This window comes from Texcoconibacillus texcoconensis, assembly GCF_014202575.1.
GTDB lineage: Bacteria > Bacillota > Bacilli > Bacillales > Salisediminibacteriaceae > Texcoconibacillus > Texcoconibacillus texcoconensis.
This window is the reverse complement of sequence record NZ_JACHHB010000002.1, coordinates 314244-339882: the sequence shown is the minus strand read 5'-3', so window position 1 is coordinate 339882 and position 25639 is coordinate 314244. Positions and strand designations below refer to the sequence as shown.

The following is a 25639-nucleotide window of genomic DNA, read 5'->3' as shown; positions in this document are numbered from 1 at the left end:
ATTGGCAGAATCAGAAATCAAGGCCTTCGGAACATAATAGTATCAGTGTCTGAATAGGGATGCGGTAGATACAGCAAACAGAAGGGGGGATTGACACTTGCAGACATATTATACAAGGGCGACATTTCAGTCTTTGTTAGATGCCATGATTCCTCCAACTTTTACAACAGATACATGTGGTATCACCCGATCTCTTGGCGCTGTTGATATAAGGTTAGAAGACTATGTTCTTTGGGTTTTAGATGATAAGCTTGCCCCCCGCTTAGGGCTGAATGAAATGCCTTTTAACTTGTCTGATTCAACTGCATACGTCCTAGATATTGCCGCAAATCAACTTATACAAAACAACCAAGCAATCATGGTTCATAATGACCCTATTTTTCCTGGTGGATGGTTCACGACGTTATCAAGAAGAGATCGATTAAAAGCGGTTATGATATTGGAAGGCCTGAAAGTGAATGTTGAAAATTTACCCTTTCCATATACGAATAACCCTGGTTTTTTATTAAATATGATGGATGGGTTGAATCGCCTCATTTTATTTGGGTTCTATTCAGAGTGGATAGGATATGGTGAGGCACGATTTCATCCAACGACTTATCAATTAGCGTTTCTTCCACCAAGCTGGCTACAGGTTGGGTATCCTGGCCCTTCGTTTGGCTATCGTGATTTTCGTGGCTATTTATTAAAAATGGATCATCAAGGAGGCGTTTCTTATGCCTAACCCTGATGTCATTGTGATTGGAGCTGGTGGAGGCGGCCCTGTCATTGCGAAAGAACTAGGAGAATTAGGGTTAAAGGTAACTGTTCTCGAGGCAGGCCCTTGGTATGGCAATAAACAATGGCCGATGCCTAATAAAGATCGCGGCTCGCTGAGTAGTTCAAATGTAGATGATTTAGACATTGGTTTATATAGAGCGCAATTTAATAAATATGAAAATGATATGAACGATTTAACAAATGGGAAGTTACGGTGGGGGCCAGCAAATCGTGAAACTCCTCCTTGGGTTAGAAACATCCAACATCGGGGATTGGCTTGGCAAAATGCAGGCGTTGGTGGTACAACGCTTCATTACCTTGCGAATTCACCTAGAGCCTTTCCTTCAGCGATCGATGGAATTTGGCCCCTTTCTTATCGTGAGTTGATCCCATACTACGAGAAAGTAGAAGCTACTTTACCCGTTCAGTTTGCTCCAACAACAACTAAAGAAGAGTTATTTTACTATGGTGCCCAAAAGGCAGGCTGGCCGTTAATTCCAACTTTGGATGTTACGACTTCAGGGTATCGGCCACAACCGAATGCCATTTTACCTGTAAATGAACACATAAAGAATCCTTATGTTTCTTTGGAGCAATTATCGTGGATGGAAGGTTGTACGCTTTGCGGACATTGCGTAAAGGGTTGCCCTCATGGCCCTTCGGTGGATAAAGTAGCGAAACGTTCTACAGATGTAAGTTATGTTCCGTTAGCCTTAAAAACGGGAAATGTTACGATTCGGCCAAATGCTTTTGTGATAAAAGTTTTAACGGAAGAGGATCCTGCTGAAGGAATAAGAACAACAGGGGTTAGGATACGAGATACTTGGACAGGGGAAATTGAGGAATTAAAAGCTCAATGCGTTGTAATGGCTGCAGGGTGCGTAGAAACCCCACGACTTTGGTTAAACTCTGGGTTACCGACCAACCCGTGGGTCGGTCGTGGACTTGTCAATCATTATATAGATTGGGTTTCTGGCGTCTTTGATGAACAAGATTTACAGAGCATTTTAGGTACTGGTGATGTTCATCCATTTGTCGGTCATTCATCAGGAGCGAGGCTGGACGACCCAGGAACAGGTTTTATTCAAGTAACGGGTATGAGTCCTGGATTAATGGCTTCGTTGACGTACGGCTTTAGTGAATCGGGGTATCATTTTACGAATGAATCTGACCCTCATAGAAAGTGGGATGCGAAAGGCCGAATTGTAGGTGAGGAATTGAAGTCGTTGATGGGGGACTACCGAAGGACATTAAACCTTTTACTCCTTGCTAACGACCAAGTTGACCAGCGAAACGGGATTACGGTTGATCCGACTATTGAAGATGAGCATGGTCCAATACCGCTTATAAAATATAACCCAACAGCTCTGGCGAGGCGTAATCGTAAGCGGTTGCTTAACATTTCTTCAAATTTACTAAAAAAAGCAGGGGCAAAAAACGTGGTATGGTCAGATTGGCCAGCTACTCTTATGATTCATATGGAAAGTACGATGAGGATGGGGTACGTTGTAGATACAGACTGCGAAGCCTATCAAGTAAAGCGGCTCTATATTGCAGATAATAGCGTTCATGTTAATGGGATAGGTGGAGCGAACCCTACCTTAACTACTCAAGCTTTAGCAACAAGAACCGCGGAAAAACTAGCAAATCAATACTTCCGATCTTAAAGTGTAAAGTTAGAATAGGGTCTAGTTCCTATTTTTTAGGTGAGTGTGGTGATGGAAGATGGGGCTCACTCAAAGTGCGGAGCAGCCCGTTCTAACATCACACTCATTTGCGCGCGCGTAATCGCGCCAGTAGGGTCAAATGTCGTTGGGCTGATGCCTCGTACAATGTCTAGTTCACGTAACGCGGTGATGGCATCATATGACCAACGATCTGCAGGTACATCATGAAAGGGGGCCGTCTCTTCGCTATGGTCAACACTTAATACGCGGTACAGCATTGTAGCCATCTGTTCTCTTGTTAAAGGAGCGTTTGGAGAAAAAGAATGTCCGGATCCAATCATGATCCCGTGCTGGGCGACGAGTTCAATTTTTTCGCTTGCCCAAAAAGAGTCAGCTACATCTGTAAAAGTTGGGGGTGTTTCACCGGTATCCTCAAGTTGTAAAATCCTTGAGAAGACTGTTGCGGCTTCAGCTCGGGTTAAGTTATTTTCTGGTCGAAATAACCCGTCTGATCCGATCATCCACCCACGTTCATAAACCGAAATAACTTCTTCCTCTGCCCAATGACCGTGAATGTCTGTAAATGGCATGGTCACTGTCCCTAACTTTGGTTCTGGTTCTGGGGCTTGGACTAGGCCAAATCCATACCACGTATCACGTCCTTCATTACCTAAATCAATGCTATCGTTTTGTAGTCTTTCCCGAATTTGGCGGTTAGAAGCGTTGGGTTCTTCTTCCATTAATAGCGCGGCTACCCCTGTAACATAAGGAGCGGCAAAGCTAGTTCCGTCCATACTGATATACTGATTATTTAAATAAGTACTATTTATTGCAACGCCTGGTGCAGATAATTCGACTGCAGGTCCAGTAGAAGAAAAAGTTGCGCGATTGCGCCTATGATCTACAGCTCCAACAGCAATAGAACTTTGATAACGAGCTGGATAATTGACGGTATTCTCTGTTCCAGATCTTGTACCACTATTTCCTGCTGCCGAAACGACGACGATTCCTTCGTCATTAGCTTTATCGGTCATTTGTTGTAGCATGGACGAGTGATCAGCAGACCCTAGGCTAAGATTAATGATATCCATATCATGACGGATAGACCAATCAATACCTGTTATGATGTGTGACATAAAGCCGAGGTTTTCTTCATTCAGGACTTTCACTGCGTACAATTCACTGTCTGGAGCAACCCCAGTGATGCCGATGTCATTATCGAGTGCAGCGATGATGCCTGCAACGTGAGTACCGTGGCCATTGTCATCTTCGTATGAGTCTGTATAGTTTGTAAAAGCGACACCACCTTTGATGTTTAAATCTTCATGGTTAGCAATGCCTGAATCTAACACCCCGATCTTTTTGCCTTTCCCTGTTAGCCCTTGAGACCAAGCGCGAGGTGCCTGAATCATATTTGTTGGCCAGTCGGCCTCGAGCTCTGGTTTAAGTTCCACAATTTTGTCATATTCTATTTCTTCCACTCGTTCATCGTGCCCCAAGTCAAGCAGCTGATCCGTTGGGATGTAACTCGTGACACCATTTAATTCTTCGAAGGGTTGTTCGACCGTTCCTCCATAGTCGGTGGCGATAGCTTCAGGAGATTCTCCGTTCTTAGCAAGGATCATGATACGTTTGTGGTTGGTGCCTTCTTTAAGGATTTCTGTTTCTAAACTTTGATATTTAGGCCCAAAACGGTCGTTTTCTGCATCTTGTGCATCGAAGGTATTGCAACAAGTGAGTACAATGAAAAGGAATATGATGAGTAAACGCATGGGAGTCCCCCTTTTTTTATCATCGAAGTTAGCTTTTCGCATACGTGAACAAAGTATGTTTGTAACTTTCGATGAAAGCTAAAAGGAATTTGTTCATTCTTTTAGAAGGAGTTTTATGAAGGAACAGACACGAACGTTTAGGAGGGTTAAAAGTGGGAGTGAAAATAAAGCGAGCATACGAGCAGGAGGCAAATGAAGACGGAGTAAGAATCTTAGTTGACCGTGTTTGGCCAAGAGGTCTGTCAAAAGAAAAGTTGCAAATTGACGAGTGGATGAAAGAGGTTGCACCATCAAAAGAGTTGCGCAAATGGTTTGGTCATGACCCTGAAAAGTTTGAGCAGTTTAAAACACGCTATTTAGATGAGTTAAACACAGATCCATTGAAGCAAGAGTGTTTAGAAAAAATCAGGAGATTAAAATCAAATCAAGTTGTCACATTAGTTCAAGGCGCTAGAGATGAAAAACATAATCAAGCGGTTGTTTTAAAGAAAGTATTGGATGAGGGGGCAGAATAAAAAGAAACCTTGTCACAAGAACAAGTCTGTTCAGACAAGGTTTTGAACTTATTGCTGTGCGCTTGTGATTTCTTCGACAGTGGCTTCCACTTCAGAGCGGGTCATTTTTTCACGGCCGTTTTTCATGGCTTTTAACGTCTTTTTGGCTAGCTCTAGTGGTATTTGGCAAAATAGTATCATGTCTCTGCGGTCGAGGTCTTTCATATACTCTTCAGCAAGTGCGAGGTTTTTCTCTGCGTAACTGAAAGTTTCATCAAGCGTCCAACCTTCTGGGATAAATGAAACACCACGTTCGTCATCTTCTTCTTGGTTACGCAAAATATTGACGAGTTGTAAACCTCGTCCATAAGCGATCGCTAACTCACGGTCGGTTTTTGTACCGTTATTCCATTCCCAAAGGTCTGATAACATAACGCCGACTAACCCTGCTACGTAATACGTGTAGTCATCTAGGTCCTCTTTCGTTTTGATCGTCCAGTCGTTTTCTGCCCATTTCGCCATTCCTTCAGCCATTTCGCTCGTTGATGCTTGGACTTTTTCTACAATGTCAGTTGGACAAAAAGCAATCCAGTCACCTAAGCGTAAAGTAACTTCAGGAAGAAGGTGTTTGTATGGTTCAACTAATTGTTGATACCTTTTATGGTCAAAAGTCGTTTTCAATAATGCACTTGTTTCTGTAAGTAATTGACTTTTCGTTTCATTGTTCAGTTGTTCATGGTCTTCTATTTCATCAATGGCGCGCATACATAAATAAGCCGAAGCGACGGTCATTTTTAACGTCGGTTTTAAAAAGGTAATCGGTATGTAGAAAGTTCTGCTTGTTTTTTTTAACATTTTCATGGCTTCTTTTTGTAACTGTTTGTCGTTACTCAAACCGAATCTCCTCCTCAAATTACTTCCGTTTATGGCGTGTAACAAACCTCCAGTTGATCAGCCAATGGCAGTTGGACCCACTTTAGGAGGGACTTGTTCAATATATTTGACATAAATTATAACAGGTCAACCTTTCAGCAACAAATCATAGCCATTAAAAAAGCCATTCTATGAAAGGGTATCCAAAAGAGAACGTCCCTCATATGAGCTTATTCTTTTATCACTGTTCAATGGCTATAACAAACGTGATCTTCATGTATAGTTAAGGAGGAAGGTGTGATAGCTCAACGTCACAGCCCTATATTTACGAGACCATCTGATGAGATTGATTCAGGTGGTTTTCTTGTATTCAGTAAGGAAGGGTGTAAGATTGCTTTTTAATAGGTGTTGTGTTTCACTTGCTGTAGATGACGAAAAAATGTCAAGCTTACATAATGAAAGTGATGAAGAGATCGTTTAAAATAAATGTAGATTACTTATGTTTTAACGGTGTTAATGTAACTAATTAGACAGAGGTATCAAAAGGTGAAGGTAGTACGACAATGTTAGAAGGGAAAGTATCATTAGATTAAAATTTGTTGTTTGAGGGGATTGAAGGATGAAGTCTTTAAAAGAAATAGCCTCTATGCAAAGAAATCGAGTTGTATTCATTTATTTAATTTCTATTTTACTCGGGGCAGTGATTATTGGACAAGCGTATTTTATTGTTACAGTCGTTGATGGCGTTTTCCTACAAGATGCGTCATTTCAAATGATATGGCCAGCGCTGATCGGGTTAATCATCGTATTTATCCTCCGTGCAATGGTCACTTATGCCCATGGGCGAACAGGAATGAAAATGGCTGCAAAAGCGAAGCAAGATTTTCGCCAGTCATTGGTGAAGCAATATGTGAAAAACCCTGTTCAAGCTTCTTTAAAAGGACAGTCAGGTGAAAAGGTTAGTATCATGATGGATTCAGTTGATGAGGTTGATAGTTATTTTAGTCACTTCTACCCGCAAAAGATCCAGTCAATGATTGTGCCAATCATGATATTGATTGCTGTTTATTCACAGAACGTATTATCAGGGCTAATCATGACGGTTACTGCTCCGTTTATACCGTTTGCAATGGCGATTATCGGTATGAAAACGCAAAAGAAATCAGAAGAACAGATGGAGAAGTTAGCTGTATTTTCTGGTCGTTTTCTTGATACACTTCAAGGGTTAGCGACGCTTAAGTTTTTTGGGCGCGCAAAACAGCAGCAACGGGAGATTCAAGATAGCAGTCTGAATTATCGTGACGCAACGATGGATGTATTGAAAATTGCTTTTGTCTCTTCGTTGTTGCTTGAATTTATTTCGATGTTAGGGATTGGCTTAGTGGCAATTGAGGTTGGTCTACGCCTTCTCATTTATGAGCAATTAACGTTCTTTACCGCGTTCTTTGTGCTAATCTTAGCCCCTGAATTTTACTCATCATTAAAAGAATTAGGGAGTGCTTTCCATACAGGGCGAGGTAGTATGGGAGCGGCGAAGAAAGTGACAGCAGAGTTAGAAGATCACGAACAAGAGATGGAGTGGGGAAGCGAAACACTGACTGTTCGTGAGGAACCACCAACAGTTGCTTTAGATCATGTTAGTTTCAGTTATGGTGAAGATCGTTTTACATTAAAAAACATCGATGCGACGTTTTCTCCATACAACCAAATCGCCATTGTAGGTCGTAGCGGTGCGGGGAAAACGACATTATTAAATTTACTCTCTGGCCTTGCCGCTCCTTCAGAAGGGGATATTAAGGTTAATGGTCAGTCTTTATATTCGTATAAGGAAAAAGACTGGTTTGATCAGCTAAGTTATATTTCGCAAAACCCTTATTTATTTGCTGGGACGATCGCAGAAAATGTTGCGATTGGCGCGAGAGGTGAAGTTTCTCGTGAAGAGGTTGAAGCAGCTTGCGAAAAAGCAGGGGTCGCTGAGATGGTCGAGCGCCTTGAAAAGGGGTATGACACGCCAGTTGGTGAAGCGGGGCGCGGCCTCTCTGGAGGAGAAAAACAGCGCGTTGCTTTAGCTCGAGCGTTTCTTAAGCGACCGGCGATCATCTTATTTGACGAACCGACAGTGGGACTGGATTTAAAAACGGAGCAAATTTTGCAAGCGTCCATTCACGAATTGGCACAATCAGCAACGATGATTACAGTGGCTCACCGCCTTCATACAGTCATGGAAGCTGATCAGATTCTTTATTTAGAAGCGGGAGAACTAGTAGCGAAAGGGACGCATAGTGAATTAATAGAGCACGTCCATGATTATAGGGAGATGGTTTCGACCCAGCGAGGAGGCGATGCAGGATGAAAGACTTGTCTCTTGTCATAAAACTGATGATGGCAGAAAAAAAGGATATTTTTTATTCGGTACTCCTCGGGGTGCTCGCTGGAATCGGGGCTGTTGGTTTATTTGCGGCGAGCGGTTATTTAATATCGATCTCAGCACTGACACCGCCTTTGTATATCTTAACGATAATGATTGCCGTGTTACAGCTATTTAGCATTTCAAGGGCAGTGAGCCGTTACGGAGAACGTTATTTTTCACATCGGGCGACGTTTACGATGTTAAGCAATTTGCGCGTTCATTTTTATAACAAACTTGAGCCACTTGCACCGCGTATTTTTCATAAATACCAAAGTGGTGACTTGCTTTCGCGTATTGTCGGTGACGTGGAAAGTTTACAAAACTTCTTTTTGCGCGTGTTTTATCCTCCGATTGTGATGGTGATCGTCTTTTTAAGTACGATTGTCTTTACGGCTTGGTTTTCTTTCTCTGTAGCGATCGTATTGATTTTAGGACTCGTGCTAACAGGTTTTTTAATCCCGGCATTTTTCGCGTTGAGAAGGCGCCGTTTAGCAAGTGAGATGCGTGAAAAGCGTGGGGAGCTATCCACGGAAGTTACAGAGTTTCTATATGGTTTTCGTGATTTGAAAATTCATCAGCAACTTGCAAGTCAAGAAGAGGCGCTAACGACATCTTCTGAAAAATATATCCAAGAGCAAGAACAAAGTGGTATTCACACGCTTTACAGCCAATCGCTCAACCAAATGGTTTCATTCATTGTCACGTGGTCTATCGTCGCCATTGGTGCTTACCTTGTGACCGAAGGAAGTATGGAAGGCGTATTTTTAGCGATGCTTATTATGATTTCATTGACGGTGTTTGAAGATTCTACACCGATGGCTGCGTTTCCGAGTCATTATGAAGATAGCCGCCGTGCGACTTCACGTTTGTTATCCGTGGTCGATGACCCAGCTGAGGCTGTCCAAGCTGAAGAAACAAAGCGAAACCTCGATACAGAAGGTGCGTTTCCTATTGAGATAAATAACGTCTCATTTGCTTATGAGCGTGAAGGGCGAAACATGCTTGAAGATGTTTCGCTGTCGTTACCAGCTGGTTCAAAAACGGCGATTGTTGGTCCGAGCGGTTCAGGAAAATCGACATTAATACAATTGTTATTAAAGGTCTATCCTGTCCAGGAAGGTGACATCTTGATCGACGGTGTACCTCTTAATGATGTTTCTGAAGAGTCGATGTGGCAAGGTGCAAATGCTGTCCTGCAAGATAACCACTTTTTCTATGGAACGATTCGTGACAATTTGCAACTGGCAGGCGATGAGTTGACGGATGAAGATATGGAAGCTGTTCTTGAGAAAGTCAAACTTCATTCATTTTCCGTGATAGATTCGGTTTTAGAAAAAGGTGAAAATCTTTCGGGTGGAGAAAAGCAGCGTTTAGCGATGGCGCGTGCGATGTTAAAGGGGGCGCCGCTTTGGTTGTTAGATGAGCCGACGTCTTCGTTAGATACATTAACGGAACAGGACATTTATGATCAGTTGTTCGCTCAAGCCGAAGATGACACGGTTGTTCTTGTAAGTCACCGTCTAACCGGGCTTGAGAGGATGGATCAAATCATCGTGATGGATCGTGGGAAGATTATTGAATCTGGTACGTATGAAGAGTTGATGGAACGACGAGGGTATTTTTATGAATTGAAACAGATTGAGAAAAGTGTCCTTATGTAAAAGCATTTACATGGTCATACAAAAACGCTTGGATAATAAAATCCAAGCGTTTTGTTTGTGAGATTGTTTTGTTAAACGAAGCCAATCTTAAATGTTTGAATCATTAATTTGCAGGTTTTGTTACTGCTTTTTTAGGGTCTTATGTCATAATATTTATTCCATACTTGTACACGGTTACGTCCTAGGTTCTTGGCTTTGTATAATGCTTCATCAGCCTTTTTAATGATTTCATCAGAAGAATCATCTTTTTCTGGCTTCATTGTAGCTACCCCAGCACTTACTGTAAGCACAGGTGATACGGCTGAATGAATGTTTTCAATTTGTAAGGCTTCAATATTTTTTCTGATCACTTCAGCCACTTGAATAGCACCCTCCAGGTCTGTTTCAGGCAGAATAACGGAAAATTCTTCACCACCATACCTTGCGACAAAATCTGTTGAACGAAGAATTGAAGATTTTAAACACGCTGAGACCTTCTTTAAGCATTCATCCCCTTGAAGGTGACCATACGTATCGTTGTACACTTTAAAATGGTCAATATCGATCATGATTAAAGAAATGTAGCCTGAACTTCTTTTTGCGCGTTTCCACTCTTTTTCTAATACTTCGTCGTAGTAGCGCCGGTTTGGGATGTTCGTTAATCCGTCAATTTGTGAAGATTGCTTTAAAATTTCATTTGCTTGTTTCAATTTTTCTTGTTCCATTTTTTGTTCGGTTACATCACGTAATACCCCTAATATTGCAAGTTTATCATTGTAAGTGATAAGTGTGGTGTTTGCTTCTACTTCGATTTTCGTCCCGTCTAATCGTATTAAAACAAACTCCTGTTTTTTAAATAATGTGTCCTTACGATCTAATACACGTCGAATGGTATAATCCAAATCCTTCTGATAATCTGGGTGGACAAAATCGATGTAATGCTTACCGATAATATCTTGATACGATTCAGCTCCAAGAATTTCGGCAGTTTGATTATTTAAAAATAAAAACGTCTCTTTATCGTGTACATAAATCCCTTCAGGGTATAATTCTATTAAACTTTTATACCGTTGCTCACTATCTCTTAGCTCTTTTTCAGCCTGAAGTTGTTGTGTAATGTCTTGTGCCACGCCGATGATTCCAGTAATTTCCCCTTTGACGATAATGGGAACGGTGCTGACATTGACATCAATGATATAGCCATATTTATGCACAAATTGGGTTCGAAACGTTATAGAATCACCTTTTAACGATTGGTTATAATGATCAACCGTTGCTTCCAAGTATGGCTTATTTAATAATGGAATAAAGGATGAGTGAAGGAGTTCCCCCTTCGTGTAGCCTAGCATATCAGTTGCTGATTGATTCACCATTGTAAAATTACTATTTTTATCGACTGCAAAGCTTGCACCTTGGTTAAATTCAAACAAAGATTGATAGAGTTGCTTATTCTCTTCAAGCTGCCATTCCATTTGTTTACGATCACTAACATCGCGAACAACTGTCATAATGGCTTTTTTATTCTCGTACATAGTGGTAACGCCTGTAACTTCGACATCTTTAACCTCACCATTTTGTAGTACATACTTTCGATGAGAAGGAGGTAAAAAGCTATCTGTCTCATATAATTGTTGGAGTTCTTGAATCACTTTCGTTCGATATTCAGGATGAATAATTTGTTCAATTGAAGTTCCTATTAACTGTTTTGGATTTTTCACTTTCATCATTTCAGCAAAAACTTGGTTACAAAATAGAATTTTATTATTTGAATGAACTAAAATGGCATCAGGTAATACTTCTATTAACTTTTGATACCGTTCTTTACTTTCTTTTAATTTTATTTCTGCTTGCTCCTTGTCTTCAAATGGCTGTTCAAGTGTGGAAACATAGACGCTCTTAAAAAGATAATAATAACCAATGACTTTAAAAATATGCCCAAGAAAATTTAAAATGTCATGTACACTTACATAAAAGGTGAATACAACTCCAGCAAAAATTAGACTGAACGATGCAAGGATGATGTATAAACTGGCATCATTTTTATTTTTGCGATATTCATCAAAGACGATTTTAATAATATACAGATGAATGGCAATGACAATATATTCAAATGAATTTTTTAACAATGTTGTCCCTTCGCCTTCAATCACTAACACCGGAAGTCTATCGATTTGAGTATCAACAATGGTTCCGAGTGCGATGACAAAAATGAGCGGGATAAGGAACATATAATTTCGATTTAAATCGTGAATTTGTTTATCCTTTGAAAGTAAAATGAATAATAGAAAAGTAGCCTCGGTCATTCTTCCGAGCACCCAATACCAAGTTGCTCTTTGAATGGAGCTCTCCATGAAAAAGTAAGGCATACCATTATAGGTCAAAGTGTGCAGTAAATCGATTAAACCAACAGCGAGAAACAGCATACCCATAAATAATCGGTAACGTGATAACGTTTGAGGAAAGATAGTCCAGGCTAAAAGTGCAATAGAAAATGCAATTGCAATACTTAAAAATTCAAGGATGATATGAAAAGACAAATGATTTTTTGGATTATAGAAGACAGCTATTTGCTCTTCAAATAACGCAATGATTAGTAGGGAGAGAAATAAAATGAGAATAGACAAGATTGTTCTTTTTTCAGATTTATTCCACATGGAAAGCATGATAAGCACAACCTTTGGGGCGCTCCTTCGATAGAGCGATTATATAGTATGCGGTTTCACACCTTAATTTTACATAAAAATTAATATAACGGCAATTAAATGGGTCGAAATTACTATGATTTTCAGTCTATTAACTTAAGGTGTCATTCTAAACGGAACGACTTACGTTCATATCCGAGCGCTTTCTCATACTAAAAAAGGGGTGAAACGATGGATTTAAAGTTATACCGAAAACTCGATGCGACAGATATTGCGGAGTTGGTTCGAAAAAAAGAGGTTCGTGCTGAAGAAATGATTCGTCTTAGTTTCGAACAGCTCGAACAAGTGAATGGGACGTTAAATGCGGTTGTTTATTCTTGGAAAGAAAAGGCGCTCCGTGATGCAGAGCTTGGATTAACAGATGGGCGTTTTAGTGGTGTTCCACTTTTGCTGAAAAATGCTGGCCAATCGGTGGTTGGTGAACCGATGACTGCAGGGGCGAAACTTTTACAGCAGAATGTGGCGAAAGAAGATGCGCATTTCGTTCGCAAGCTTCGCGAAGCAGGTTGTCATATGGTTGGCCATACGAATAGTCCAGAGTTTGGCTTGAAAAACATTACCGAACCTGAGCAGTATGGGCCGACGAGAAATCCGTGGAATAGTGACTATTCACCTGGAGGGTCCAGTGGTGGAGCAGCGGCTGCGGTTGCTTCGGGCATTGTTCCTGTGGCTGGAGCAAGTGACGGAGGGGGTTCAATTCGAATCCCGGCATCTTTTACAGGTTTAGTAGGTTTAAAACCGACGCGTGGGCGGACACCTGTCGGACCTGGGTCAGGGCGACAATGGCAAGGCGCCGCAATCGGCTTTGTGCTCAGCCGCACTGTGCGTGATAGCGCGGCGATGCTTGACCAGTTGCAAGTGGTGCAACCAGAAGCCGCTTTTCAAACGCCCCTTTTCCCTGGTCGCTATGAAGATGAAGTGCAAAAGCCTTTGGAGAAGAAGTTAAATGTTGCGTATTCGACCGACTCTCCTGTAGGGACACCGGTTTCGGAGGAAGCTCGGGAAGCGGTGTTAAAGACGGTACGTTGGTTAGAGAGACAAGGGCATCACGTCGAGGAAAAGTCTCCTTCGATTGATGGTGTTGCATTGATGGAAAATTATTATTTAATGAATAGTGGGGAAATTTCTGCGCTCGTTTACCGATTAGAACGTTCGTTAGGAAGGTCTGTTACGCCTGAAGATGTAGAAATCGAAACGTGGCTTTTAAACGAAGCGGGTAAATCTGTTTCTGCAGCGAAATTTACGATGAGCATTGCTGCATGGGACACGGCAGCTGAAGAAATGGCTCGCTTTCACGAAACGTATGACGTATTTATTACGCCTACAACGGCTTATTCGGCGCCTAAGGTAGGAGAGCTTACTCATTCACAAGCTTCGCAAGATCGGTTACGAAAACAAATTCAAGGTGTTGGCCCAAAAGAGCAGCAAAGGTTGATCTATGAAATGTTTTTGCCAAGTTTAACGTACACGCCGTTTACGCAATTAGCGAACTTGACAGGGCAGCCAGCCCTTTCACTGCCTCTTCATTTGACAGAAGAGGGTTTACCGCTCGGTGTACAATTTATAACTTCAAAAGGAAGAGAAGATGTGCTCCTCTCACTTGCTACGCAATTAGAAAGCACAGACCTATGGGTAGGGATGAGAGGAAATCGTTTTTTTGAATAGCTATTGAAAAATAACACCGACTTCCCTTTTCGAAAATGCGCCAATGATTGGAATAGCTTCGCAGAAGAGGGGGAACCCCTATCTTTTACCGACGATATTTTCAAATCACCATGGTATCATAGATACTAGAATTGTTAAGAATGATAGAAAACGGAAGTTTTGTATACAGCTTGAAAGGATGATCAATTTGGACCGAGACAAGCGTGATGTCATGGTAGGGCAACCGTTAATCCAAAACATTGTTGAAAATGTCGAGTCTGTCGTCGTTGGGAAACGACGTGAAATAGAGCTAAGTATGATTGCGATGCTTAGTGGGGGTCACGTGTTATTAGAAGATGTTCCTGGTGTTGGGAAAACGATGATGGTGCGGGCGATTGCGAAGTCGCTTGGTGCGGAGTTCAAGCGTATTCAGTTCACGCCAGACTTGCTGCCATCTGATGTAACAGGGGTGTCGGTTTTTAACCAGAAGTCGATGGAATTTCAATTTCGCCCTGGACCTGTGATGGCGAATATCGTGTTAGCTGATGAGATTAATAGAACATCACCGAAGACACAATCTGCTCTCTTGGAAGCGTTGGAGGAAGGGAGTGTCACAATCGATGGCGAGACGCGAAACTTACAAGATCCGTTTTTCGTCTTAGCTACGCAAAACCCGATTGAATACGGTGGGACGTACCCGCTTCCTGAAGCACAATTAGATCGGTTTTTATTTAAGTTTGCTATTGGTTACCCTTCGGATATAGAAGAGTTGGACGTTTTAAACCGTGTTGAAAAAAGGCATCCAATTGAGGAAGTCACTCCTGTGACAACATTAGATGAACTCGTCGTGATGCAGCGGGAAGTGTTAGATGTATATGTGGACGAAATCGTAAAGCGTTACATCGTGAGCCTCGTGAATGCGTCGCGAAAACATGCTGCTGTTTCGCTCGGGGCGAGCCCGCGTGCGTCAATCATGCTTATGAAAGCTTCGCAAGCGTATGCGTACATGCAAGGTAGGGGTTATGTTCTCCCGGATGATGTGAAGTTTTTAGCGCCTTATGCGTTAACGCATCGTTTACTGCTTACATCTGATGCGAAGCTAACGAATACGACGGCGGAAACGGTGGTTAGCGAGTTACTCAATCAAGTTGTCGTTCCTACAGGAAAGGAAATGACTCGTTAATGAAAAGGGAAAATCCTCTCGTTGTTGTTTTAAAATGGCTTTTGAAAATGATCTTGCTCGTTGCAATCATTGCTGGGACATTTAGCTATGCGATGTTTCAAGGTGAATTTGTTAGTTGGTTTTTGTTTTATAGTGTTTTGTTGATCATATCTATGAATGTTTTGTATGGACTGATACCGATCGGCGCTTTTCGCGTGATGCGAACGTTTTCCAAGAATGCTTATATTGCTGGGGATAAGTTGCGTGTGCAAGTGACATTAACCCGTCGCTTCCCGCTTCCTTTGTTCTATTTAAAAGTGACCGATGTCATTCCTGGTCGCTTAGCAAAGCAAATAGATGAAGGTGAACTTCGCGGGTTATTTTATCCATTGTTTCAAAGGATGTTTTCTTTTACGTATGAAATCCCGTCTCTTCCTCGTGGTGAGCACACGTTTGAAGGCGTTATATTAGAAACAGATGATATGTTTGGATTGTTTAAGAAACGTCGCAGGCTAAATGCCGAGGATCGATTGATCGTTTACCCGTATTATGAAGAACTACAGCACTGGGGTGCTTACAATGAGCGTGGGTCGGAAGCTGATTTGTCACAGGTGAATGCTGTAGAAGATATGACCGCGGTGGTTGGTGCTCGTGAATACGTACCAGGTGATCGCTTAGCTAGCGTCGATTGGAAATTGACGGCTCGTAAAAATCAATTAATGACGAAAGAGTTTGAAGAGAGTGTAGGTCAATCACTTCTTCTCGTATTCAATGAAAATACGACTGAACGTTCTGAGGATTTTGAACGAGCGGTGGAGCTTGTGGCTTCTTTTGTTATGTACAGTTCGCAAAGACAAGTACCTTATGGTTTGTGGTCGATTGGTGAGCGGGCCGCGATGTACCCATTAGCATATGGGCGTGACCAAGAAAGGGCGATCATGGATCACTTGGCGAAGGTTTCTCCATCGAATCGAGGTCGTTTTGCTGATCAGTTGCGTGCGGGTGAAGAGCAAATTTCGGCAGGTACAAAGGTTGTCATTGTGACAACAGAGCTCGGTGATGCTGAATTAGAAAGGTTGCGTGTTTTGCGGCAACGACGGATGAGTATTGATGTTTGTCTTGTGCGTTCGGATGGTTTGATGTCACAGTGGGAAAAGCGATGTTTTGAAGCTTTACGCCGAAGTGGGGTTAACACATATCTAGTGACGAGGGAAAGTGTGAACGAGGCGATGAAAGAAGGTGTGCGCAATGTCTCTTCTTCATAAACCGAATCAATCGATCTTTCATGGGCTCGTCTATGGGTTGATGTTTTTCTTGTTATGGGAGTGGCTTCGTCCGTTTCCGGTTTTTACGGATACGGGTGAGTTGCATGTTTTTGTTTGGTTTATGTTGGTTTGTTTTGTGGTTGTTTTCTTGCAGTTAGGGTTTGTTTTATCGTTTGTGGTGGTTTTGTTTGCGAGTGTTTATGGTTTGCATGAGATTTTTTATGGTGGGGCTTTTTTTAGTGCTGATGGTGGTTTGTTGACGGTTCAGCATTTGTGGGGAGAGGTTGTTCATAATGTCGGTTTGCTGATGGCGTGGCAATTGTATGAAGTGACGGATCCTTTTCGAACGTTTGTGATGTTTTTGTTGTTGGCGCTTGTGAGTTATTTGCTATATTATTGGTTGTTTTATTCAAGAGGCATTGTTGTTTTTGTTTTGGCGACGGTGGTTTATGTAGCGGTTCTTGATACGTTTACGAATGTCGAGGGGGATGCGGCGATTGTTCGTATTGTCGTCACTAGCTTTTTGTTATTAAGTTTGTTGCATTTGGTTCGTGTTCGAGGACAGGTGTTCAATGCGCAAACGATGAGGAAAGTGCCTGTGACGTGGGTTGTTCTCCTCATTGTGGTCGTTGTTGTATCAACGTCGGTAGGTTTTGCGGCGCCGAAATATGAACCGCAATGGCGTGATCCTGTTCCTGTGATCGAAGAGGCACTGTCAGGTGAACTTTTTGAAATGTCAGACCTTTCATTGTCATCTCCATCAAATGGTGGAGGCGCTCAGCAAGTTGGTTATAGTGATGATGATAGCGAGCTTGGCGGTGGTTTTAGTCAAAATACGCGCACAGTATTTCATGCTGAAACTGATCAAGTTGGTTACTGGCGTGGTGAATCGAAAAATATTTATACCGGTCGTGGTTGGGAAGCTGATGAAGCACTCGTCGATGCTGATCATTTTGATTACCCGATGTTTTCTGATGTTGTTGATGCAACAGAACATAAAGCGAGTGTAACGTTTACAGATGAGGCAGATTTTCATTTGTTTTTTTACCCAGGGCAAATGGTTGAAGTTAATGAAGAGTCGCTCTCTTATGACATTGATGACGGTCTCACCCCAGAATTCCTTACGGATGCTTTACATGGGAGTGTGGGGTTGTATGAAGGTTCGGCAAATGTGCGCTTAAATGAGTATGAGATGACGTTTCAGTCTCCGTCGTTTGACCAGGAAATGTTACGTGAAGCACCTAAAGATGACCCGGACGAGGTAACGCATTATTTTACGGATTTACCTTCTGATTTGCCCGGTCGAGTTGGTGACTTAGCAGAAGAGATTACTGAGGGTACGGATAACCGTTATGATCAAGCAAAGGCGATTGAAGCGTATTTTAAGGAAGAAGACTTCAGCTACGAAACGGACGATGTTCCTGTTCCTGAAAAAGGACAGGATTATGTTGACCAGTTTTTATTTGAGACACGGCGTGGTTACTGTGATAATTTTTCCACTTCGATGGTCGTTTTATTGCGAACGCTTGATGTTCCAGCCCGTTGGGTGAAAGGTTTTACGGAAGGGGATCCGCTTGCGCAATTGGACGATGGTGTACAACGGTATGAAGTGAGTAATGATAATGCCCATTCTTGGGTGGAAGTATTTTTCCCTGAGATTGGGTGGGTACCATTTGAGCCGACGATTGGTTATGACAATGATGTTGAATTTGAAGCAGACAGTGAAGAAGTGAGCTTGGATATTGACCTAGATAATGATGAGAATGAAGAGGATCGTGCAAATGAAGAAGATGCTGATCTAGAAGAAGACCTTGAAAGTTCTCAAGAAGAGGATGAAAGCGAACCGTCTACATCTGATGGAGAAGATGAAAAGGATGAGGGAATCGGTGCTGCGAGTTGGTTTAATGCCCAATCGCTTTTCGCTTCTGTGATCGTGATGGCGTTTGTTGTTGTTGCCTACCGCATGCGTTACCGACTCATTGGCCTATACTTTTTAGTGTATTATCGCAGGTTTGGGCATGATGAACGTTTTGGGCAAGCGTACCAACGTTTGTTGTGGATGCTTGAGTGTAAAGGGGTCCATCGTTATGAAGGGGAAACGTTACGAGAGTATGCTGAGCGTGTTGATGAGTTGTTCAGCAAGCCATCGATGCGTTATTTGACGGAGCAATATGAAAAACTTTGTTATGGTGGATGTGTTGATCACCTTGATTGGAAGCGTGACCAGAAATTGTGGGAAGATTTGCTGAAAGAGGCATCTTCTTGACCCTTATATGTACAATTGATAAAATAAAAAACAATGTTACGACAAAAATCGATTCCTTCATATATCCTTAGAAATAAGGTCTAAGAGTCTCTACCGGGTTACCGTAAACAACCTGACTATGAAGGCAGGATATCCGTTTTGCATAAAAAGGGAATTCTGCCTTCGTATACCTTTTTTTAGGTGGTACGAAGAGCAGAATTCTATTTTTTTATAGGTTTATAGGATAAATATTTTATACTCGTGGAATTGTCGTAAAAAAATCGAAGCACAAAAGGTGGATGGACAATGGAAGAGATTAAAGAAAAAGTCATTGTGCTCGACTTCGGTGGGCAATACAACCAGCTGATTACCCGTCGAATTCGTGATTTAGGTGTTTTTAGTGAGCTTCATTCTCACAAGATCACTGCTGAAGAGATTCGTGAAATGAACCCGACAGGTATTATTTTCTCTGGAGGGCCGAACAGTGCTTATGAAGAAGGGTCTCCGGGCTGTGATGAAAAGATCTTCGAATTAGGGATTCCAATTCTAGGGATTTGTTACGGGATGCAGCTTATGACGCACCATTTTCAAGGAAGTGTCGAAGCGGCAAATCACCGTGAATATGGGAAAGCAACAATTAATGTAGAAGCTGAGAATGCGTTGTACAAGGAATTGCCTAAAGAGCAAACGGTATGGATGAGCCATGGTGATTTAGTTGTCGAGCCTCCTAAAGGTTTTACGGTTGATGTGACAAGCGATTCTTGCCCTGTTGCAGCGATGAGTGATGTTGACCGTGGCTTTTACGGTGTACAATTCCACCCAGAAGTTCGTCATAGTGAGTACGGAGACGATCTATTGCGTAATTTTGTTTATGAAGTTTGCCAATGTGAAGGAAACTGGACGATGGAAAACTTCATTGATATGGAAGTAAGTAAAATTCGCGACGTTGTCGGTGATAGCCAAGTTCTTTGTGCGCTTAGTGGTGGTGTCGACTCTTCCGTTGTTGCGGCTTTAGTTCATAAAGCGATTGGTGATCAATTGACTTGTATGTTTATCGATCACGGTCTATTGCGTAAAGGCGAGGCAGACAGCGTGATGGATACATTCTCAGAAGGCTTTGATATGAATGTCGTCAAAATTGATGCGAAAGATCGTTTCCTAGGTAAACTGGAAGGTGTTTCCGACCCAGAGGAAAAGCGTAAGATCATTGGTAATGAATTTATTTACGTGTTTGAAGAACAAGCATCGAGCTTAAAGGATATGGATTATTTGGCACAAGGGACGCTCTATACGGACATCATTGAAAGTGGAACCGATACAGCGCAAACGATCAAGTCCCACCATAACGTAGGTGGACTACCAGAAGACATGAAATTTGACTTGATCGAGCCATTAAACACGTTATTTAAAGATGAGGTTCGTAAAGTTGGTACGGAGCTAGGGCTTCCAGATGATATTGTATGGCGTCAACCGTTCCCGGGACCTGGTCTTGGTATCCGTGTGCTCGGAGAAATTACTGAGGACAAGCTTGAGATTGTTCGTGAATCTGATGCGATTTTACGTGACGAAATTAAAAAAGCAGGCCTCGATCGTGAAATTTGGCAGTACTTCACGGCGCTTCCTGACATGCGCAGTGTCGGGGTAATGGGCGATGCACGTACGTACGATTACACTGTTGGTGTACGAGCGGTAACATCCGTTGACGGTATGACATCCGATTGGGCCCGTATCCCATACGATGTGCTAGAAAAAATTTCTACGCGTATCGTAAACGAGGTTGCACACGTCAACCGCGTCGTGTACGACATTACATCCAAGCCACCTTCCACCATCGAATGGGAATAGGAAAAGCGTAAGGCGCTTGCCCATCGGCGACAGCGGTTTATCTGCGACGAGCAAACGAAGTGGCGCAGGAGCAAGCACTGCCTCTTCCTCTTCTAGCATAGCTTTGTAGCGTATCCGTCGAGGCAAATCGCAAAAGTAGAACTTCGATTAAATTCCCCGCGTCCTGCGGGAACATCGAAGTCACCACATCCTTGTGGAAGTTCGCCGGTGTAACGCTCTTTGGATTAGCAGGGAAGTTAAGCCGCTTTTTGGCTTCAGAAAAGGCCTGAAGTGACCTCGAGCCGATAGCGACTGAAGCTAGACAGCAGAAAAGCTGAAACGCCTTGAACGCGAGCGACAGCGGTTTATCTGCGACGAGCAAACGAAGTGGCGCAGGAGCAAGTGCTGCCTCTTCCTCTTCTAGCATAGCTTTGTAGTGTATCCGTCGAGGCAAATCGCAAAAGTAGAACTTCGATTAAATTCCCCGCGTCCTGCGGGAACATCGAAGTCACCACATCCTTGTGGAAGTTCGCCGGTGTAACGCTCTTTGGAGTAGCAGGGAAGTTAAGCCGCTTTTTGGCTTCAGAAAAGGCCTGAAGTGACCTCGAGCTCGCAGGCGTTGAAGCTAGACAGAAAGAAAAGCGAAAGGCGCTTGAACGCGAGCTCGAGTTGGTTGCAGTGATACTGGTGCGGACATTCATTCCGTTATTTAGGCGAAAACCGTTATTTTGATTTAGGAAACGGACATATGTTCCGTTATCTCTGCAAAAAAGGTATAAAAACGGATGATTTTTTGCAAATAGCGGAACTCATGTCCGAAAACATGCTAAAAATGGCGATTTTAAGAGGAATAACGGAACCAATGTCCGCAGCAATTCCACGATCTGCACTTACTAGAATTGGAGGCTAGTAACCTCGTCCCACTTTCAGTGAAAAACGAACAAAAATGTTTGTCATGTCATAAATCATTCGTGTTTAGCGTTGACAATGAGGGTGTGTAGCTTTAAACTATTAATTGAGCGATAATATAGGAATCATTGTTCGTATAATTTCGAGGATAAGGCTCGAGAGTCTCTACCAGGTTACCGTAAATAACTTGACTACGAACGATGTGAAGAGAATAAATAGACAGTTTTTATTCTGTGTATATACTCTTGCGTCGTTTGTATACGATTTGTAGAGAAGCCTAATTTTTCGAGTGAACAGGTGTAATAAGATTTCAATCCAATCTTATTGAACCGCTCCGGAGGATTAGGCTTTTTTCGTCTTCTATCTCATCTTCCGAACAAGATTCCATTAAAGATCGCTACAATATTTTGTAGGGGGATACACAAACGATGCAACGCTATTTTCGTTTTAACGAATTAAACACGAATTACAAAAAGGAAACAATCGGTGGCGTGACGACGTTCTTGGCTATGGCGTACATTTTGTTCGTTAACCCGAGTGTCCTTGAACCAACCGGCATGGATACAGGTGCTGTATTTACAGCAACAGCTCTTGCAGCCGCGATTGGAACACTGATTATGGGGATTGTCGCTCGTTATCCTATTGCGCTCGCACCAGGTATGGGGCTAAACGCTTTCTTCACGTTCTCCGTCGTTCTTGGAATGGGGATTCCGTGGGAAACGGCATTATTAGGTGTCTTCATTTCTGGTATCATCTTTATCATTATTTCGTTGTTAGGAATTAGGGAATTAATTATTAATGCGATCCCAGCGGTGCTAAAAAATGCAGCTGCAGCTGGTATTGGTCTTTTCATTGCGTTTGTCGGTTTGCAAAATGCTGAAATCATCATTGCCGAAGAAGCAACCCTTGTGCAAATTGGGGATATGACGAACCCTTACACAGTGCTAGCTGTTTTTGGCTTGTTTGCCACGGTCATTTTTATGGCTATCGGGCTTCGAGGTGGTATTTTTTACGGAATGATCGTAACAGCGATAGCAGGTGTTGTGACAGGGTTAATTGATACGCCTTCAAATATTGTAGGGGCTGTACCGAGTTTAGAGCCAACCTTTGGTGCATTGTTTACCCCGTTCGGTGAAATGCCTTTATCTGAAATTTTTACGTTGAATTTATTTATCGTTATTCTTACGTTCTTGTTTGTAGACTTTTTTGATACATCAGGCACACTTTACGGTGTAGCAAATCAAGCTGGATTTATTAAAAATAACAAGCTTCCGCGTGCTGGTCGTGCGCTTTTAGCGGACTCTTCAGCTTCATCCATCGGTGCGGTCTTAGGTACATCGACGACGACTGCTTATGTGGAGTCTGCTTCAGGAATTGCTGCAGGGGCTCGAACAGGATTTGCGTCGGTAGTCACAGCAGGGTTGTTTTTGGTTGCGTTATTTTTCTCGCCTCTTCTCGTTGTAGTTACGGAGCAAGTCACAGCGCCAGCATTAATTATCGTCGGCGTATTGATGGCGCGTTCTCTTGGGAATATCGATTGGAAGCAATTTGAGATTGCTGTACCGGCGTTTTTAACGGTCGTTTCGATGCCACTTACGTATAGTATTGCAACAGGCATTGCGATGGGCTTTATCATGTATCCAGTCACGATGTTGTGCAAAGGGAGATTTAAAGAAGTACACCCGATTATGTACGTCTTGTTTTTCGTTTTCCTAGCTTATTTCATATTTTTATAGATTTGACGTATAAGGGCTTCCTCAATATGGGGAGGTCCTTTTTTATGTAAATAGCGTTTTGATGAACGTGATATTTTATAGGGTAAACACCACAAATGAATCAAATCGCAAAAATGTCCCAATTCATGAGTAATTAGGAATTTGATGGAACACCCTAACAAAAAACGAAAGAATAGTGAGGGGATATCCATGCCGGCCATTGCATCTGTCGCAAAACAGTGCCCACCATATCACATGACCCAAAAAGAAACCGAAGAAATTATTCGAGATATATTTTATGAGTCCTTTCCAGATATGGATCGTTTACTGCGCGTTTTTGGTAACGGTGGTATTCAAAGCCGCCAGTTCGCAGTCCCGAAACAATGGTTCACACAAGAACATTCATTCAAAGATCGGAATGATTTGTATATAAAAGAAGCGACGAACCTCGCTACAGAAGCCGTTAAATCGTGCTTATCAAACGAGCAGTTTCTAAAAGTTCCCACTGATTATGAAGATATCGATGCGATCATTTTTATTTCTAGCTCAGGAATTGCCACACCTACGATCGAAGCGCGGATGATGAACCGCTTACCTTTTTCTACACAGACGAAACGGATACCGATTTGGGGTCTTGGTTGTGCTGGGGGCGCCGCAGGAATCAGTCGGGCTTATGAATATTGTTTAGCTTATCCAGATGCGAAAGTACTCGTTGTTTCTGTTGAATTATCGAGCTTATCTTTTCAACGCCATGATGACCGTAAAAGTAATTTTGTCGGTACTTCACTTTTTTCTGACGGTGTCGCTTGTGCGCTTGTCATTGGTGATGAAGTCAAGATGACAGAAGACCTTAATCAACGTTCGCTTCCGTTTATTTTAGGAACGAGGTCAGTGTTGATGCGAAATGCGGAAGATGTCATGGGGTGGGATATTCAAAATGACGGATTCCATGTCATTTTTTCAAGAGACATTCCGTCTATTATTCGCGATTGGTTGAAACCGAATGTCGAAGCGTTTTTGCACGAATACGGAATCGATATTGGTGACATCAGCCGTTTGGTTGCGCATCCAGGTGGTAAAAAAGTGCTAAAGGCCTATGAAGATGCGTTAGGCTATGATGAGTCAATGACAGCAAATGCACGGGAGGTTCTCGCACAACACGGAAATATGTCATCTCCAACTGTTCTTTATGTTTTGCAGAAGACGATGCTAGGTGCACCAAACCATGGAGAATATGGTTTAATGATGGCGCTTGGTCCGGGCTTTAGTGCTGAATGTGTCTTACTTGAATGGAGGCAGGTATCATGATGTTTGCGATTGTGCTCATTCTTGCTGTGATCATCTTACGGGTGTTGGAAATGCGTTTGGCGAAACGAAATGAGCGGTGGTTGAAAGCGCGAAATGCAAAGGAAGTTGGCGGTGGACATTATCCGTGGATTGTTGGGCTACACGTCGCTTTCTTTGTATCATTATTGTTTGAAGTCATCACGCGTGGAGGCGCTTCTTGGAGCGTGTGGACAGGGGGATTGTTTGCTTTATTCATGATTGTTCAGGTTCTTAGAGCGTGGACTCTATCAACCTTAGGGCGATATTGGAATACGAAAATCTTCGTCATTCCACAAGAAAATCGCGTTCGTCAAGGGCCCTATCGCTGGTTTAACCATCCGAACTACGTCGTCGTTGCACTAGAAATTCTCTTATTACCATTGATCGTCGGTGCGGTGTGGACAGCGGTGGTGTTTACGATTCTGAATGCTTATATGATCTTATGTGTTCGTCTGCCGACTGAAGAAAAAGCATTAAGAGAAATCATGGAAGAAAGAGAGGAGCCGTCTTCATTCAGTTCGTATTGGCTTCCAGATTAATTGTGGAAATGAAAAAATCCTAACGTATCAAAATCAACACAAGGCATGTCCATCGCCTTGTGTTTTTTGTACAATATAGAAAATGATGAGAGTAAAAGGAGAATGGAAATGGCGGAGAAAAAGAAGCAAAAGTTTTATGTTCAAGAAGGGGAAACAATTGATGCATGTCTAGATCGGATGAAAAAAGAAGGATATCTCCCTGTAAGGCGTATGGAGGAACCGGTATATCAAGAGGTGAAACGAAACGGCAAGACGGAAGTGGAAGTCGTTCGTCAGCAAATTATGTTTGAAGGGAAAAGGCAACAAGAATAGCTTTTATGCAACAAGATTTTTGGATGAAATACGAACATTATAAGATAGTATATATGTAAACGTTCGATATTTGCGTTGACAGATATTCTCATAATTGATAAGATGAACATAACAAAATGATCAAAGATTTCCTCATATAATCTTGGGAATATGGCCCATAAGTTTCTACCTGATGACCGTAAATCATCGGACTATGAGGGAGTGAACGAACGATACGAGTACCAAGGTTGTATGAAACGACCCATGGTGGACTTGTGCGCAAATATGTGACGAGTGTCTCATGCGTGTACGTTTGTACCTCTCTCAGAAGGTAGGCGTACACGCTTTTTTTGATGAAAAAAAGTCGTAAAATTCACATCATATTGTCGATTTTTAAAATCA

General features: G+C 42.3%; 17 protein-coding genes and 3 riboswitches. Of the genes, 14 read left to right on the top strand and 3 right to left on the bottom strand.

What is annotated here, in order from left to right:
- Positions 1-97: 97 nt before the first annotated feature.
- Positions 98-724: a hypothetical protein gene (locus tag HNQ41_RS03550; RefSeq protein ID WP_184663033.1), complete on the top strand. Its 627-nt coding sequence runs from the start codon at positions 98-100 to the stop codon at positions 722-724.
- A complete protein-coding gene (locus tag HNQ41_RS03545; RefSeq protein WP_184663032.1) occupies positions 717-2426 on the top strand; it encodes a GMC family oxidoreductase N-terminal domain-containing protein in 1710 nt (569 codons plus the stop codon). Before HNQ41_RS03550 ends, HNQ41_RS03545 begins: the two co-directional genes overlap by 8 nt.
- A 65-nt stretch (positions 2427-2491) precedes the next feature.
- Here HNQ41_RS03545 and HNQ41_RS03540 read toward each other — a convergent pair whose 3' ends face one another.
- The gene (locus tag HNQ41_RS03540) at positions 2492-4198 is read right to left on the bottom strand and encodes a S8 family peptidase (RefSeq protein WP_184663031.1); all 1707 of its coding nucleotides are present in this window, start codon (positions 4196-4198) and stop codon (positions 2492-2494) included.
- A 152-nt stretch (positions 4199-4350) separates the two neighbouring features.
- Here HNQ41_RS03540 and HNQ41_RS03535 point away from each other — a divergent pair, with 152 nt between their 5' ends.
- Positions 4351-4713: a DUF488 family protein, N3 subclade gene (locus tag HNQ41_RS03535; RefSeq protein WP_184663030.1), complete on the top strand. Its 363-nt coding sequence runs from the start codon at positions 4351-4353 to the stop codon at positions 4711-4713.
- Positions 4714-4761: 48 nt separating this feature from the next.
- On the opposite strand, the gene HNQ41_RS03530 is transcribed toward HNQ41_RS03535, so the two are convergent.
- Positions 4762-5586 carry a squalene/phytoene synthase family protein gene (locus tag HNQ41_RS03530; RefSeq protein ID WP_184663029.1) on the bottom strand — a complete coding sequence of 275 codons (825 nt, stop codon included), beginning with the start codon at positions 5584-5586 and terminating at the stop codon, positions 4762-4764.
- Positions 5587-6184: 598 nt separating this feature from the next.
- Between HNQ41_RS03530 and cydD the strand changes: the two genes are divergently transcribed.
- Positions 6185-7918, top strand: coding sequence for a thiol reductant ABC exporter subunit CydD (cydD, locus tag HNQ41_RS03525; RefSeq protein ID WP_184663028.1), 1734 nt, complete (start codon positions 6185-6187; stop codon positions 7916-7918).
- The gene (cydC, locus tag HNQ41_RS03520; protein ID WP_184663027.1) at positions 7915-9636 is read left to right on the top strand and encodes a thiol reductant ABC exporter subunit CydC; all 1722 of its coding nucleotides are present in this window, start codon (positions 7915-7917) and stop codon (positions 9634-9636) included. The genes cydD and cydC overlap by 4 nt, the downstream gene beginning before the upstream one ends.
- A 131-nt stretch (positions 9637-9767) precedes the next feature.
- Here cydC and HNQ41_RS03515 read toward each other — a convergent pair whose 3' ends face one another.
- A complete protein-coding gene (locus tag HNQ41_RS03515) occupies positions 9768-12278 on the bottom strand; it encodes a sensor domain-containing diguanylate cyclase (RefSeq protein WP_184663026.1) in 2511 nt (836 codons plus the stop codon).
- Between the two features lie 210 nt (positions 12279-12488).
- On the opposite strand from HNQ41_RS03515, the gene HNQ41_RS03510 reads away from it, so the two are divergent.
- From HNQ41_RS03510 to HNQ41_RS03470, 9 genes are all read left to right on the top strand, one after another.
- The gene (locus tag HNQ41_RS03510; RefSeq protein ID WP_184663025.1) at positions 12489-13982 is read left to right on the top strand and encodes an amidase; all 1494 of its coding nucleotides are present in this window, start codon (positions 12489-12491) and stop codon (positions 13980-13982) included.
- Between the two features lie 211 nt (positions 13983-14193).
- Positions 14194-15144, top strand: a complete 951-nt coding sequence (locus tag HNQ41_RS03505; protein WP_184663098.1) for an AAA family ATPase — start codon at positions 14194-14196, stop codon at positions 15142-15144.
- Positions 15144-16388 (top strand): DUF58 domain-containing protein, encoded by a 1245-nt coding sequence (locus HNQ41_RS03500; protein ID WP_184663024.1) that lies wholly within the window; start codon positions 15144-15146, stop codon positions 16386-16388. The genes HNQ41_RS03505 and HNQ41_RS03500 overlap by 1 nt, the downstream gene beginning before the upstream one ends.
- Positions 16372-18654 (top strand): transglutaminase TgpA family protein, encoded by a 2283-nt coding sequence (locus HNQ41_RS03495; protein ID WP_184663023.1) that lies wholly within the window; start codon positions 16372-16374, stop codon positions 18652-18654. The genes HNQ41_RS03500 and HNQ41_RS03495 overlap by 17 nt, the downstream gene beginning before the upstream one ends.
- Before the next feature lie 37 nt (positions 18655-18691).
- Positions 18692-18793: riboswitch (purine riboswitch) on the top strand.
- Positions 18794-18939: 146 nt separating this feature from the next.
- Positions 18940-20478: a glutamine-hydrolyzing GMP synthase gene (guaA, locus tag HNQ41_RS03490; RefSeq protein ID WP_184663022.1), complete on the top strand. Its 1539-nt coding sequence runs from the start codon at positions 18940-18942 to the stop codon at positions 20476-20478.
- Between the two features lie 1000 nt (positions 20479-21478).
- A riboswitch (purine riboswitch) is annotated at positions 21479-21580 on the top strand.
- Positions 21581-21794: 214 nt separating this feature from the next.
- Positions 21795-23102, top strand: a complete 1308-nt coding sequence (locus tag HNQ41_RS03485) for an NCS2 family permease (protein WP_184663021.1) — start codon at positions 21795-21797, stop codon at positions 23100-23102.
- Between the two features lie 189 nt (positions 23103-23291).
- Positions 23292-24389, top strand: a complete 1098-nt coding sequence (locus tag HNQ41_RS03480; RefSeq protein ID WP_184663020.1) for a type III polyketide synthase — start codon at positions 23292-23294, stop codon at positions 24387-24389.
- Positions 24386-24946, top strand: coding sequence for an isoprenylcysteine carboxyl methyltransferase family protein (locus HNQ41_RS03475; RefSeq protein WP_184663019.1), 561 nt, complete (start codon positions 24386-24388; stop codon positions 24944-24946). The genes HNQ41_RS03480 and HNQ41_RS03475 overlap by 4 nt, the downstream gene beginning before the upstream one ends.
- Positions 24947-25054: 108 nt before the next feature.
- Positions 25055-25258 carry an NETI motif-containing protein gene (locus HNQ41_RS03470; RefSeq protein WP_184663018.1) on the top strand — a complete coding sequence of 68 codons (204 nt, stop codon included), beginning with the start codon at positions 25055-25057 and terminating at the stop codon, positions 25256-25258.
- Between the two features lie 112 nt (positions 25259-25370).
- Positions 25371-25472, top strand: a riboswitch (purine riboswitch).
- Positions 25473-25639 lie beyond the last annotated feature (167 nt).